Raw genomic sequence first — 13,054 nt, 5'->3', positions numbered from 1 at the left:
CCCCCCGGATAGCAACTAGAGGGTCTTGTAGAAATAGAAGATCGTCAGCGTGAACCCGACCACGATGATGAAGCGACGCAACCAGGCCGCAGGGATCTTGCGGGCGATGCGGGCGCCCCAGTATCCGCCAAGCGTCGCCGTTGCAAGCATGATGAGCGTGTACGGCCAGTCGACGGCGCCGGCAACCACGAAGGTCAGCACCGTGACACTGTAGATGATGGCCGACAGCAGGTTCTTGATGGCGTTGATCTCATGCACATCATCGTGTCCTGCCATGGCAAGGCTGGCGAGCATGAGGATACCCATGCCGGCGCCAAAGAAGCCGCCGTAGATGGACACCACGGCCTGTCCCGCCAGGGCTGTCGGCGAGTTGCTTGGCTTGCCGGCATCCGCGCCGCGCAGCATCGCGGAGAGCCTGCCGGAAAACGCAAACAGCACCGTGGCGAACAAGAGCAGCCAGGGGATGAGCTTGGAGAACGTGGCGTCCTTTGTCGAGAGCAGCAGCAGGCCGCCGCCGATGCCCCCAATGAAGGAGATAATGCCCATCGGTATCAGGTAACGCTTGTAGCGCGCGAGTTCGGTGCGATAGGCCCAGGCGCCCGACAGGCTGGCCGGCCACAGGGCGACCGAATTGCTCGCATTGGCGGCGACAGGCGGCACGCCTGCGGCCAGCAAGGCCGGAAAAGAGAAGAAGGTGCCACCGCCCGCCACCGAATTCATGGCCCCGGCGCAGAAGGCCGCCATGCCGACCAGTGCAATCTGCCATGGCGTCATTTCGCGCTCCTCAGTTGCTGCACATAGGCCAGGAGCGCATTCATGTCCCTGCCGGTGGCGTCCAGCGTGACGCCGAGTTCTTCCAGCGGCGCGTTCGCACGGTTGACCCAGAAGGTGGTGTAGCCGAACCAGGTCGCGCCACAGGCATCCCAGCAGTTGCTGGACACGAACAGGATATTCCGTGCCGAGAGGCCGAACACGTCGGGCGCCAGCTGGTAGGCTTCGGGCGCCGTCTTGAATTTCTTCACCGTATCGACTGACAAGATGTGGTGGAAGATACCGCGCATGCCATTGGCCTCCACCACGGCTTCCAGCATCTGCGGATTGCCGTTGGAAAGGATGGCCAGCTTCAGCCCCATCTCCTGCAGCTCTTGCAACACGCCGAGGTTTTCCGGAAAGGCCTGCAGTTTCGCGTACTGCCCCATCAGGCTGTTCTGCGCATCCAGGGTCAGGTTGAGGCCAAGCTTCTTGCAGCTGAAGACCAGCGCGTCCTGCGTCACTTCCCAGAACGGCTTGTAGGTGGCGCAGAGCGTGCGCAGACGGGTGTACTCAATCTGCTTGTCGCGCCAGAGTTCCGCCAGGGCGGTCCCGCGTTTCGGAAACAGCTTTTCGGCGAGCTCGCCAATCGAATACACGTCGAAAAGCGTGCCGTAGGCGTCGAAAGCAATGGCTTGGATGGTCATGGATGCGGTTCGTGATTCTGTGGATTCCGAGTATATGCAATCTAAATAGACATAAACAAAACTAAAAATCACTTTATTATTGCGTTTAAGTATCAGATCAAATATTGTCGGGACATGGACCAGTTCAAGCAGATTTCCACTTTTGTTGAAGTGGCCGCCAAGGGCAGCCTGACGGCGGCCGCACGGGCGGAAGGCATCGCGCCGGCCATGATCGGACGGCGGCTGGATGCGCTTGAAGAGCGTCTGGGGGTCAAGCTGCTGCAGCGGACGACGCGCAAGATCGCGCTGACCAATGAGGGCGTTGCCTTCCTCGAAGATTGCCAGCGCATCCTGGCCGAACTGGAAGAAGCAGAGACTGCGGTCTCCGAGCGCAGCGCACGCGCCAGCGGCCACCTGTTGATTTCCGCGCCGGCCGGATTCGGCCGCCAGCACGTGGCGCCGCTCATCCCCTCCTTCCTTGCCCATCACGGCAACGTCAGCGTGACGCTGAACCTGAACGATCGGGTCGTCGACCTGATCGGCGAAGGCATCGACGTTGCAATCCGCATCGCAGCGCTCTCCGATTCCAGCCTGATCGGCGTGAAGCTGGCCGATAACAAGCGCGTCGTCGTGGCGTCACCCGCCTATATCAAGAAGCATGGTGCGCCGGGATCACTCGATGAACTGGCAAAGCACAACTGCCTCGCCATGAGCAGCGAAGGCAGCCAGCGTGGCTGGACGTTCAGGCAGAACGGCAAGAACGTGACGCTGAAAGTGACCGGCAACATGGTGTGCAACGATGGCGCGGTGCTGCATGACTGGGCGCTCTCCGGCAAGGGGCTCGCATGGCGTTCCATGTGGGAAGTCGGGAATGCGATCGAATCGGGCCAGCTGATCACCGTCCTGGATGAGTTCGCCGCGCCGGGAAATGATATCTACGCTGTCTTTGCGCAGCGCCGCCACCTGCCCTTGCGCATTCGCGCCTTTGTCGATTTCCTCCGGCATGCCTACGCCCAGCCGGGCTACTGGCGCAAGTCCTGAGCAGGCGCATGCAAGTCTTTCACGCTTCGCTTGCATGCTTTTCACCCACCCCCGCCGGCACGCGTGCCAGAATTCCCCACGCTATTTCCACCAAGAAAACTGTCTTGGGTCAATAAGAACGAAAAAAGAAATATCCGCGCAACAGACGCCGAATATTTCCAAATGGGAATAGTTAGAATCGACGGAACCGTCAGTATTGACGGCGTTCACGTCGAGCCACATCGACATTCAGCAAAATCGAAGGAGAGACCTATGAAAGCCTTGTTCAAGGGAGTTGCATTAGTGGCATTTGCCGGTTTTATGGCTTCATCCGCCGTTGCCGCGGATCGTGGCACGGCAGAGGAAGCGTCTGCCCTGGTCAAGAAGGCCGTTGCCTACATCAAGGCCAACGGCAAGGAAAAGGCAGTCGCGGCAATCAACGACCCGAAAGGTCCGTTCGTCGATCGCGACCTGTATATCTTCGTGTATGACATGAAGGGCAACAACGTGGCCATCGGCAATGGCAACGCATCGAAGATGAACGGCAAGAACATGCTCGAGATGCGCGATGCCGACGGCAAGTACATCATCAAGGGATTCATCGACATCCTCGGCACCAAGAACAGCGGCTGGTTCGACTACAAGTGGCCGAACCCGGTCACCAAGGCGGTCGAGGCGAAGTCGAGCTATGTGGAGAAGGTGGACGACCTGATCGTCGGATCCGGCATCTACAAGCAGTAAGCAGGGACAATAAAAAACGGCCACTTCGGTGGCCGTTTTTTTTGCGCTCAGAACTGGTAGCCGATGCGCAATGCGCCCCAGTGTTTGCCGTTGACGAAGAGCGGCACGGACAGGTCCTTCATCACGGCAAAATTCCCGCCGCCCATGTCCCGGCGATAGGTTTGCAGCAGGAAGGATTTTCGATTGTTGATCGCTGCCCATTCCGTGCGGCCGACGAAGAAACGCCGGTTGCGTGAATTGGCCTGGTTCCAGAGGGGATCACCGCCCTGGGGTTTCGAGAACTTCCGGTTGTGCGTGGGAATGTAGCCCTTGCGATCGGTCGCGACACTGAAGACCACCTTGGGCGAGAGCGTCAGAAGGTTCTCCAGCACATCGGGCAGGACCTTGTCGCAGTACGGTGTGCACTTCGCCATGAACTGCTCGGGGTTCGTTCCCGGGATCCGCTGGTAATGTTCATCGAACATATCCGCCATCGACAGCACTCCCTTGCGGACGCCATCTTCAAGCAGTCCTGCAATGCGCTTGCCGGCATCCAGCGCCGCTTCGATGAACGGCGTGTCTTCCGTCCTCACGCCGCTTTCCGCCGCCATTTCAATGAGGGATTCCGACAGGGACAGGAAACTCTCCGTGCGCTTGCGTGCGTTCTGCAGGGCCGTCGCCGTACTGGCAACCTGTTCCGAGAGTCCGCGAACGGAATCCAGCACGCCGGCGCAACTGTCCAGGTTGTGTTGCGCCGTGGTCGCGATGGCCGCGACGCCGCGCTCCACTTCGGAGACTGCGGCGTCGAAGGTGCCGCCTTTTCCATCGCCTGTGCCCTGCCGGTTTTCCTTCGACTGGATATCGTCGGCAAGCGCCTTGATGCGCGCATCGAGCTGGGTGACGGTGCTCATGATGAGCTTGGAGGATTGCTCGACCTTGGCAGCGAGATCGCGCACCGCGTCGGCCACGACGGCGAAACCGCGACCGGCCTCCCCCGCGCGCTTGGCCTCGACTGAAGCATTGAACGCGACCAGCCGGGTCTGCAGGGCAATCTGGGTAATTTCGTTGGCGGCGTCCGCAACCTCGGAGAGGTTATCCGTCACTGCGATCACGCCTTGCCCGATCTGCTCGACAGTCTTGCGCGCGCGCCGGACAGACTCGGTGCTGGCCTTGGTCACTGCCTCGATCTCGTGGTTGGCCTTGACCATGGCGCCGATTTCGTCGGCAAGCGCCTTGAAAGTATCGGCCTGCTTGCCGCTCATGGCGGCAAGGTCATCGATCAGGCCGTTGAGGTCGGCCGATTCCTTGCCGATGCCGGCCGCGCGATGCGCGATGCCACCGACAACACGCTCCAGGTCCACGGCCGGCGCTTCCTGGCGGATTTCCGGCTCGTGCATTGCTTTTCCGAACTTGAACATCATGCCCCCGATAGTTTTCTTGTATGTTTCTCAGGTGCATCGTACACCTTCGGCTGCAGTTGTCGAGGGGGAAGATGGCGTGAAAGCCTTAGCCGAGGTGGAGTGAGGCTCGTGTTTGCAACAGGAGTATGGGGGGTGCTCCGTGGCTGTCCGGCCCTAGGGTTGGCGAGTCGACTCGACGCGCGCAGCATATTCGCGGCTCTTGTTGGTGCGCCACCATTCGAGGAAACGGTCGAACTCGCTATCGAATTTCTCGGCCTTGAGGCGTTCGAACACGCTGCTGCAGACATGCGCATCGTCGAAGTCCAGCATGTGCCGGCTCCCCTTGAAATCGCAGTCCCAGAATACCTGCTCGACCTCCTTGAGCGGCAAGTCACCGAGGACGGTGGATGCCACAAAGGTCATCGCCGCTAGTGTGCTTGCCATCGCGCCTCCCGTTTGCAATGCACTCCATTCAGTGTAGACGCTACGCGGCAAGATTCGAATGCGGCAGCACAAACAAAAATGCCGTCCAGTGTTTCCACTGGACGGCATTCGATCAAACCTGGTTCAGCTTACAGCGGCTGGATTGCCGATGCTTGCTTGCCCTTCGGGCCGGTCGTGACTTCGAAGGAAACACGCTGGTTTTCCTTCAGCGACTTGAAGCCGCTGGACTGGATCGCGGAGAAGTGCGCGAACAGATCTTCGCCGCCTTCGTCCGGAGTAATGAAGCCAAAACCTTTAGCGTCGTTGAACCACTTGACAGTACCTGTTGCCATTACATTTCCTTTAAAACAGTTAAATGGGCTTTCGCCCGGTTGATTCCTTGAAGCTAGAAAGAAATGACAGACAAATACTGCACTACTAGTTCAAACTTCAATTGGAGGATCATTGTACTGCATATTCACGAAAGCGGTGAATTATCTTATTCACATGAATTCTCACTAATTCTCACTCTCATTTGCTGGCATGCTTGGTGCATGAAGGACAACAAAACCTGTTTCCCTTCATCGCACTCTCATCATGCACGCAACCTCACCTTACGCTGAATCTCCAGACGAAGATCACTCTCCGCCCACGCCCCGCCACCGCCCTTCCGAGCTGAAGGTGGTGCCTGGGGACAAGACGCTGCGAAAGACACTGCACGAAACCTTCGGCATCAGCCATTTGCGGCCGGGCCAGCATGAGGTGATCGAGAGTGTCCTCCAGGGAAACAATACGTTGGCAATCATGCCAACCGGTGCAGGCAAATCCTTGTGTTACCAGTTGCCGGCGCTGAAGTTGCCGGGCATGACGCTGGTGGTATCGCCCCTCATTTCGCTGATGAAGGACCAGGCGGGCAAGCTGGAAACCGCGGGCGTGCCTGCGGCAGAGGTGAATAGCACGCTCAGCACGCGCGAAGAAGAATCGGTGCTGGAAAGTATCAGGCAGGCCGATGCCGAATTCATCTTCGCCACACCGGAGCGCCTGTCCGATCCGGACTTCCTTGCCACCATCCGCGAAAACCGCGTGAGCCTGTTCGTGATCGACGAGGCGCACTGCATTTCTCATTGGGGACACGACTTCCGCCCCGCCTACCTGCACCTCGGCGCGGTCATCGAGGCGCTCGGCAATCCCACCGTGCTGGCGTTGACCGCGACGGCCACGGACAAGGTCATCGAAGACATCGGCAGGCAGCTCGCCCTGCCCGACATGCATGTCATAAATACCGGTATCTACCGGTCAAATCTGCATTACCGCGTCGTGACCGCAACCAGCGAACAGGAAAAACTTTCCCTCGCGCTGGCCCTTGCGCGCGAGTCGCAGGGTTCGGGCATCCTCTATACCGCGACCGTGAAGGCGGTCGAGGAAGTGCATGCCGCGCTGAAGGAAGCGGGTGAAAGCGTTACCTTCTATCACGGTCAGTTGTCGGCGAAGGTACGCAGCCAGAACCAGGACGCGTTCATGAGCGGCGCCAGCCGGATCATGGTTGCGACCAATGCATTCGGCATGGGTATCGACAAGCCTGACATCCGGTTCGTGATCCATTACCAGATCCCGGCGAACCTCGAGGCCTACTATCAGGAATCCGGCCGTGCGGGCCGCGATGGCGAGGACGCGGACTGCATCCTGCTCTTCCATGCGAAGGACAAGCAGGTGCAGCAGTTCTTCCTCGCGCGACGCTATCCCGGCGCCGAGGATCTTGGCGCCGTGTATTCGGCATTGCAATCGCTGTCCGCCGACCGGGAGGCTGTTTCCATTGCGCAGTTGCAGGAACAGCTTGAGCAGGTATCGGACACGCGGCTGCAGGTCGCGTTGAAGCTGATGAAGGATGGCGGCCTGGTGGAGCAGGATACGAACCTCGCGTACCACCTCGCGCGGCTGCGCGTGAAGCCGAAGGAGTTGAAGGAGCTGGTCCATACCTACCGCGACAAGAGTGCGCGCGACCATGAAGCGCTGGAGCGCCTGGTGTTCTACGCGCAGACCGGTTTTTGCCGATGGAAGGTCCTGCTGGAATATTTCAATGAGCACGTGGACTGGTCGCATTGCGGCGTCTGCGACAACTGCCGGCAACCACCGGCCGAGGCGCTCAGCCCTGAGCATCCGCGTCGGCAGGCTGCACAGCCCGCGCGAAAACCGCAGGGCGTGTCGCTGCAGGCGGGGACGACGGTCACGGTTCCCCGCTACGGCGAAGGCCAGGTGCTTTCCGCCGAAGGCGACAAGGTCACCATTCGCTTCCCGGACAGCAGCAAGCGCACCTTTCTCCGCAGTTACGTCAGCCCGGCGTGATTACGAGCGGAGTGCAGAAAATGCCTGCGCGTCCTCATGCAGGAGGCGCTCGAACAACTCCGCGGGCACCGGCTTGCTGAAGTAAAAGCCCTGCATTTCGTTGCAGCCGTGACTCTGCAGATAAGTAAGCTGCTCGAGCGTCTCCACGCCCTCGGCGATGACGTGCCGGCGGAGATTGCGGGCAAGGGAAATGATGGAAGCCACGATTGCCGCGTCATCCGGCGTCTGATTGATGTCGCGCACGAAGGACTGGTCGATCTTGAGCGCATCGATGGGCAGACGCTTGAGATAGGACAGGCTGGAATGGCCGGTGCCGAAATCGTCGAGAGAGAGCTGCACGCCGAGTGACTTGAGTTCGCCGAGCACGCCGATGGCGCGGTCGACATCAGTCATCACGAGGCTCTCTGTCAGTTCCAGTTCGAGCAAGTGCGGAGGAAGGCCCGTCTCCTGCAACGTGCCGGCAACCAGATGCACGAGATCGTGCTGCGCAAACTGGCGTGCCGACAGGTTGACGGCGACGCGAAGTGCGCCGAGTCCCGCGCGCTGCCATGCAACCGCTTGTGCGCAAGCGGTACGCAGCACCCACTCGCCGATTGAAACGATCAGGCCTGTTTCCTCGGCCAGACCGATGAAGCGCAACGGCGGGATCATGCCCAGCGAAGGATGCGCCCAGCGGATCAATGCTTCCATCCCGACCGTGCGCCCGGTGTCCAGGTCGATCTGCGGCTGGTAGTGCAGCACGAACTCGCCGCGCTCCAGGGCATTGCGCAGGTCCCCTTCAATGCGCAGGCGTTCGAGCAGGCGTTCGTTCATCGCCGCGGTATAGAACTGGAAGTTGTTGCGCCCGCTTTCCTTGGCGCGGTACATGGCGATGTCGGCATTCTTGACCAGAGTTTCAGGGTCATCCCCATCGGACGGATAAACCGCCACGCCAATGCTGCAGCCAAGGAAAAACTCGTGACCTTCGACCACCAGGGGAGCGGCAACGGCATCCATGATGCGCTGGACGACACTGGTGTTGAGGGTTTCGTCGGCGCGTTCCGGGAGCACGAGCACGAATTCGTCGCCACCGAGGCGCGCGACGGTATCCGTCTCGCGCACCGACGCCTCCAGGCGCGCCGCGATTGTCTTGAGCACGGCGTCGCCCGCCTTGTGTCCGAGACTGTCATTGACGAACTTGAAGCGGTCGAGGTCGAGGAACAGGACCCACACCGAATAGCAGTAACGCGACGCATATGCGATCGCCTGGTTCAGCCGGTCCTGCAGCAACGCCCGGTTGGGCAACCCGGTGAGAATGTCATGTCCGGCATGGTATTCGAGCTGCTGCGCGTAGCGGCGGCGCGCCGCCTCGGCACGCAACGCGCTGATGCCGTAGGCCAGGTTATCAGCCAGTTCCTCCGCGACCCTGACCTCATTCGGGCCGAAGGCGTTCGCCTCGTGCGAATACAGCGTCAGCGCGCCGATGATCGTATTGCTGGTCTTCAGGGGTAACGACATCGCGGAGACGATCTTGTAGCGGACCATGAACTCCCGCCAGGGCGCATGCACGGCGCCGGTCTGCATGTCGTGCACGACCGCCACCCTGCCCTCGCGGATGGCGGTGCCGGTGACACCTTTGGCGGTCGCCTCGTCCCCCCAGGTGACATGATTGATCGTCGACACCAGCGCACCGTCTTCCATCTCGGCAAGCGCGGCGGGGCGCACGAGCCGTCTTGCGCCTTGTTCCGCATACCCGACCCAGGCGAAGGGAAAACCGCTGATGTCGCGGAAAATGCGGCAGACCTCGGTCAGCAGCGCGGTTTCGTCGGTGGCGCGCACCAGTGCCTGATTGCAGGCACTCAGCACGCGGAGCGCGAGGTCCAGCCGCTTGCGCTCGGAAATATCGAGCATGATGCCGATGGTCGCGTTCTCTCCGTCGATGGGCATGGTCGAGCCGAACACCTCGACGTCGAACAGCGAGCCATCCTTGCGGCGGGCCTGCCTCTCGTAGTGCACTTCACTGATTTCGCCGCGCAGACGCTTGCGCACGTTTTCTTCGACGATATCGCGGTCACTTTCGACGACGAGGTCGTAGACCTGCACCGACGACTCCATTTCCTCCGGCGTGTACCCGAACATCTGCGCCATTTTCGGATTCACAAAACGGAAGCCCCCGTGCTGCGCGATGTAGACGCCCACCACCGAGTTTTCGGCGAATCCGCGGAACATCGACTCGGCCTGCTGCAGGCTGACGCGCTCCTGCTCGATATTGCGGATCAATTCTCCGATGTGACGCGCAGAATCGTTGAAGCGTCCCGCAAGCAGGCCGATCTCGTCATTGGAACGGCATTCGACGCTCACCCGGTAATTGCCGGCGGCGAGCTCGCCGCTGCTTTTCGCGAGCTGACGCAACGGCTGGACAATGCGTGTGCGGACCAGTGCGAAGACGGCTAGCAGGACGAGGGCATCCATCAGGAGCAGCGCATACATCTTTTGCAGCGCGCGTTCCTGGGCCTGCTGTGCCTCCTGCGTCAGCGAACCGACCAGCGCCTCGGCGTCCGACAGGAGGCGGGATGCGCCATCCGTGATCTGCTCCGCGGCGCCCTGTACCGCACGTCCGCGCGCCGCCAGCGCGGATTCCACCTGGGCGCGATAGCGTGTCCAGTCCGCGCGGGTGGCGTCGAGAAGCGGAAGATGCGCCAGCGAAAGCTTGCCGATCTGATAACCGAAGACATCCCCGCCGTTTGCGAGGACGTTCAAGGCATTATCGAAATCGGCGAGTGCGGCATGGACGTCCGCGGTGCCTGACTGGGGCAGCTGGATGGCTTTGCTTGTCTCGAAAGCGATCTTCTGGCTCAGCATGCGCAGCTTGCCGGCCACGTTGATCGTCTCGGCGACGCCGTTGACGTCGTTGAGCATGGCGCGCACGACCACCAGGTTGGCGATGGCGAATACCAGGATGATCGAGAATACCGCCGCGATTTTTCTGCTGATTGAGGTTCCCCGCAATGCAATCTCCCTTGTGATGCGAGACGGATGCGAAGCCTGGTCGCCGGCCACATGTCCCTGATCTTTTTATGGTTTTACCGCCAGTATGACTGGTTTCCGGAAGAAAATAAATTGCCAACAGGAACTAGTTGATTGTGCTTGAGCGCCGGATGGCACTAGGCAATAGTGATTACCTCGCCGCCTTGCGAATACGCTTGGTGTCAAACATGCGCTTGTCCGCGATCTTGAGCAAGGCGTCCACGTCCTCGCCATCCTCGGGAAACAGTGCCCAGCCGATGGACACGCCGACGCTGGCCTTGCCATGGTCCAGTTGCACCGGCTGCTCGACAATGCGGCGAATCTTTTCCTCCATCGCGATGACGTCGTCCACATTCGTCACACCCTTGAGCAGCACGACGAATTCATCGCCCCCGTAGCGCGCGACCACATCCGTGACGCGGACGGAATCCTTGAGCCGGCTCGCGACCGCCACCAGCATCCTGTCGCCGGCGCCATGACCGAACTGGTCGTTGATTTTTTTGAAATGGTCGAGGTCAATGAAGAGCAAGGCGAAATTCGGCCGGTCGCCGGATTTCTGCTCCAGCTGACGGCGCAGCGAAGCGATCTGCGCGATCAGGGAGGCTCGGTTGAAGACAGCGGTCAGCTTGTCGATGCGCAGGTTGTATTCCATTTCCGAGAAGCTCTGCGCCAGCTGGCCGATTTCATCGCGGCGGCGGATGTCGAGCGATGGCAAGGGCTCGCCGTCGCCGATCTTTTTCGCCGCATCGGTCAGGACCCGTATGTCGCGCAGAACGCGGTTAAGGACGGACAGACCGAGGATCAAGGCAACCATCACGCATAGCGCTGCAATGGCCATCCCCTGAACGAAGCTGCCCGTCACGCCGCGCATGAAGGCCGACTTCGGCATCACGACGACGGTCGTCCAGTCGAGGCCGAGCGCGCGTCCTGTGCTGCTCGCCGCAATGTCGAGCGCTCCGGCATCGGTGGCGAACTCGAGCGACAGCGGTTCAGGCGCATCGGGTGACGACTTCTTCCATTCCTGGACCCTGGCGTAGGCATCCCGGATCAGGGGTGATTCCATCTCATCCACGCGCAGGCGCACCGGTGTTGCGTCGACCATCCTGAACGGCTGCTCATCGCCTGAGGTGGCAATCACGTAGCCCTCCCCGTCCATGATGAACGCTACGCCATTGCCGCTGATGTTTGCCGAACGCAGCGCATGCGTCAGCACCATGAGCGTGACGTCGGTCGCGAGCACACCGGCGAGGCTGCGGTCCGGTTTGAACGCGGCGCGCGCCAGGGTGATCGTCGGCTCCCTTGACGTGAAGTCGTTGTAGACCGGCGACCACACCGGTCCCGCCTTGTGTGCGGCAACGCCGTACCACGCACGCTGCCGGGGATCGAAATCATCGGAGCGCAAGAGACGGTCGCGATCGCCCGGTGCGTTGACGGAATAGACGTTGCGCGCGGGCGCTCCGGGTTCGCGCAGGTAGAGCTCGACACTATTCCTGTTGACGCGATTGAGTCCGATGAAACTGCCGTCCGCGCCCCCGAAGTAGACGTAATTGCTGACGTCCATGTTCAGGCCGCTGGCGATCCAGAGCCGCTCTTCCAATGTTGTCGTTTGCGTGTTGAACGGCTGGGCGCCAGGCAAGGCGGCAGGATCGGGGGCCACTGCGTTGAGCGCGACCACCGCACCGGCAAGATGCTGCTCCGTGACCGCGCCAATCCGGTCCGCCATATCCGCCAGGACGCGTCGCGAAAGCGTGCCGACGGCCTCTTCGCCCGCCCGATAGGACACCCAGGCGATCGCGGCGGAGACGAATAGCACAAGAAGCACATACGGCAGCACAAGCTGCCGGCGCAAGGAAGAGTTGTTCATGGGTCCTCGAATAACCGAGGCCATGGGGGGCGGCTCCGGTTGCGTTTTTATGTTCTTTTCAGCCCATTATATATCTTTATGGCAATTAATTTCCCTACGTCAATTATGGTTAAAACAAGCGGACGGTCGCGATACCCGTATTGAAATAAACATATCGTCATTGAGATTTATCAAACTCTCCGCAGGCACTTAACACTCTCTGGTTTCTCCAATTAGCCGAGAACGCAACATTGGAGCCCGTTCAACCATGTGAGATGAGTGGAAATGGGTTCTACAACTATATTTTCTTGAGAGGAACCAACATGAAATACTCAGTATTGCTCGCGGCGCTTGTCGCCACTCTGACACTCGGCGCATGCAACAAGGATTCGGGCAGTGCTGGCGCTGGAGCAGGCGGGACGGGCGCAACAGGATCCGCAGGCAGCACCTCCAGCGGGACGGCAGCCACGACACCCGGCTCCACGGGCAGCACCACCGGAAGCTCGACGGCAGGAACGACTGGCGGAACGACGGACAGCACCGGCGGCGCTGGTGGATCAAGCTCGAGCGCAGGGGCTGGCGGTACAACGGGATCGACTCCCTCGACCACGGGTAGTGCAGGCAGCACAACCGGCAGCACCGACAGCACGGCTTCCGGCGCAGGCAGCGCCGGCGGCACGACTGGATCGACGGGCAGCACGGCAAGCACCCCAAGCTCCGGCACGGGTGGCGCCAGCGGCGGCACGAGCGGTGGAACGACTGGTGGAACGGGCAGCAGCGCGGGCGGCTCCAGTGGCTCTACTGGCAGCACCAGCGGCTCGACTGAGTCGAGCAGCGGCTCCACCGGCAGCTCCAGCAGCACG

The 13,054-nt window shown here is 60.7% G+C and carries 11 protein-coding genes; 3 read left to right on the top strand and 8 right to left on the bottom strand.

Going from position 1 to position 13,054, the window contains the following annotated elements:
- Positions 1-15: 15 nt before the first annotated feature.
- The gene (locus tag ACNOHI_RS03830) at positions 16-774 is read right to left on the bottom strand and encodes a sulfite exporter TauE/SafE family protein (RefSeq protein WP_420473323.1); all 759 of its coding nucleotides are present in this window, start codon (positions 772-774) and stop codon (positions 16-18) included.
- The gene (locus tag ACNOHI_RS03825; protein ID WP_420473322.1) at positions 771-1,457 is read right to left on the bottom strand and encodes a haloacid dehalogenase type II; all 687 of its coding nucleotides are present in this window, start codon (positions 1,455-1,457) and stop codon (positions 771-773) included. Before ACNOHI_RS03825 ends, ACNOHI_RS03830 begins: the two co-directional genes overlap by 4 nt.
- A 114-nt stretch (positions 1,458-1,571) precedes the next feature.
- Between ACNOHI_RS03825 and ACNOHI_RS03820 the strand changes: the two genes are divergently transcribed.
- On the top strand, positions 1,572-2,477 hold the full coding sequence (locus tag ACNOHI_RS03820; RefSeq protein WP_420473321.1) for a LysR family transcriptional regulator: 906 nt from the start codon (positions 1,572-1,574) through the stop codon (positions 2,475-2,477).
- A gap of 252 nt (positions 2,478-2,729) precedes the next feature.
- Positions 2,730-3,197, top strand: a complete 468-nt coding sequence (locus ACNOHI_RS03815) for a cache domain-containing protein (protein ID WP_420473320.1) — start codon at positions 2,730-2,732, stop codon at positions 3,195-3,197.
- A gap of 47 nt (positions 3,198-3,244) precedes the next feature.
- On the opposite strand, the gene ACNOHI_RS03810 is transcribed toward ACNOHI_RS03815, so the two are convergent.
- The 3 genes from ACNOHI_RS03810 to ACNOHI_RS03800 form a co-directional block, all read right to left on the bottom strand.
- The gene (locus ACNOHI_RS03810) at positions 3,245-4,597 is read right to left on the bottom strand and encodes a methyl-accepting chemotaxis protein (RefSeq protein WP_420473319.1); all 1,353 of its coding nucleotides are present in this window, start codon (positions 4,595-4,597) and stop codon (positions 3,245-3,247) included.
- A gap of 153 nt (positions 4,598-4,750) precedes the next feature.
- Positions 4,751-5,020, bottom strand: coding sequence for a hypothetical protein (locus ACNOHI_RS03805; protein WP_420473318.1), 270 nt, complete (start codon positions 5,018-5,020; stop codon positions 4,751-4,753).
- Positions 5,021-5,148: 128 nt separating this feature from the next.
- Positions 5,149-5,352 (bottom strand): cold-shock protein, encoded by a 204-nt coding sequence (locus ACNOHI_RS03800; RefSeq protein ID WP_331940585.1) that lies wholly within the window; start codon positions 5,350-5,352, stop codon positions 5,149-5,151.
- Between the two features lie 244 nt (positions 5,353-5,596).
- On the opposite strand from ACNOHI_RS03800, the gene ACNOHI_RS03795 reads away from it, so the two are divergent.
- The gene (locus ACNOHI_RS03795) at positions 5,597-7,342 is read left to right on the top strand and encodes a RecQ family ATP-dependent DNA helicase (RefSeq protein ID WP_420473317.1); all 1,746 of its coding nucleotides are present in this window, start codon (positions 5,597-5,599) and stop codon (positions 7,340-7,342) included.
- Here ACNOHI_RS03795 and ACNOHI_RS03790 read toward each other — a convergent pair whose 3' ends face one another.
- From ACNOHI_RS03790 to ACNOHI_RS03780, 3 genes are all read right to left on the bottom strand, one after another.
- On the bottom strand, positions 7,343-10,330 hold the full coding sequence (locus ACNOHI_RS03790) for an EAL domain-containing protein (RefSeq protein WP_420473316.1): 2,988 nt from the start codon (positions 10,328-10,330) through the stop codon (positions 7,343-7,345).
- A 169-nt stretch (positions 10,331-10,499) separates the two neighbouring features.
- The gene (locus ACNOHI_RS03785; RefSeq protein WP_420473315.1) at positions 10,500-12,212 is read right to left on the bottom strand and encodes a diguanylate cyclase; all 1,713 of its coding nucleotides are present in this window, start codon (positions 12,210-12,212) and stop codon (positions 10,500-10,502) included.
- 277 nt (positions 12,213-12,489) lie between these two features.
- A complete protein-coding gene (locus tag ACNOHI_RS03780) occupies positions 12,490-13,053 on the bottom strand; it encodes a hypothetical protein (protein ID WP_420473314.1) in 564 nt (187 codons plus the stop codon).
- Position 13,054: the final 1 nt, after the last annotated feature.

Source organism: Noviherbaspirillum sp. ST9 (assembly GCF_048799745.1).
GTDB lineage: Bacteria > Pseudomonadota > Gammaproteobacteria > Burkholderiales > Burkholderiaceae_D > Noviherbaspirillum.
Note: the sequence above shows the minus strand (reverse complement) of the source record. Positions and strands in the feature narration are given on the sequence as shown.

Bases quoted from the DNA above. Each gene is read 5' to 3' on its own strand.
- ACNOHI_RS03830 (WP_420473323.1), bottom strand. From the start codon at position 774: ATGACGCCATGGCAGATTGCACTGGTCGGCATGGCGGCCTTCTGCGCC.
- ACNOHI_RS03800 (WP_331940585.1), bottom strand. From the start codon at position 5,352: ATGGCAACAGGTACTGTCAAGTGGTTCAACGACGCTAAAGGTTTTGGC.
- ACNOHI_RS03820 (WP_420473321.1), top strand. From the start codon at position 1,572: ATGGACCAGTTCAAGCAGATTTCCACTTTTGTTGAAGTGGCCGCCAAG.
- ACNOHI_RS03815 (WP_420473320.1), top strand. From the start codon at position 2,730: ATGAAAGCCTTGTTCAAGGGAGTTGCATTAGTGGCATTTGCCGGTTTT.
- ACNOHI_RS03785 (WP_420473315.1), bottom strand. From the start codon at position 12,212: ATGAACAACTCTTCCTTGCGCCGGCAGCTTGTGCTGCCGTATGTGCTT.
- ACNOHI_RS03825 (WP_420473322.1), bottom strand. From the start codon at position 1,457: ATGACCATCCAAGCCATTGCTTTCGACGCCTACGGCACGCTTTTCGAC.
- ACNOHI_RS03795 (WP_420473317.1), top strand. From the start codon at position 5,597: ATGCACGCAACCTCACCTTACGCTGAATCTCCAGACGAAGATCACTCT.
- ACNOHI_RS03810 (WP_420473319.1), bottom strand. From the start codon at position 4,597: ATGATGTTCAAGTTCGGAAAAGCAATGCACGAGCCGGAAATCCGCCAG.
- ACNOHI_RS03805 (WP_420473318.1), bottom strand. From the start codon at position 5,020: ATGGCAAGCACACTAGCGGCGATGACCTTTGTGGCATCCACCGTCCTC.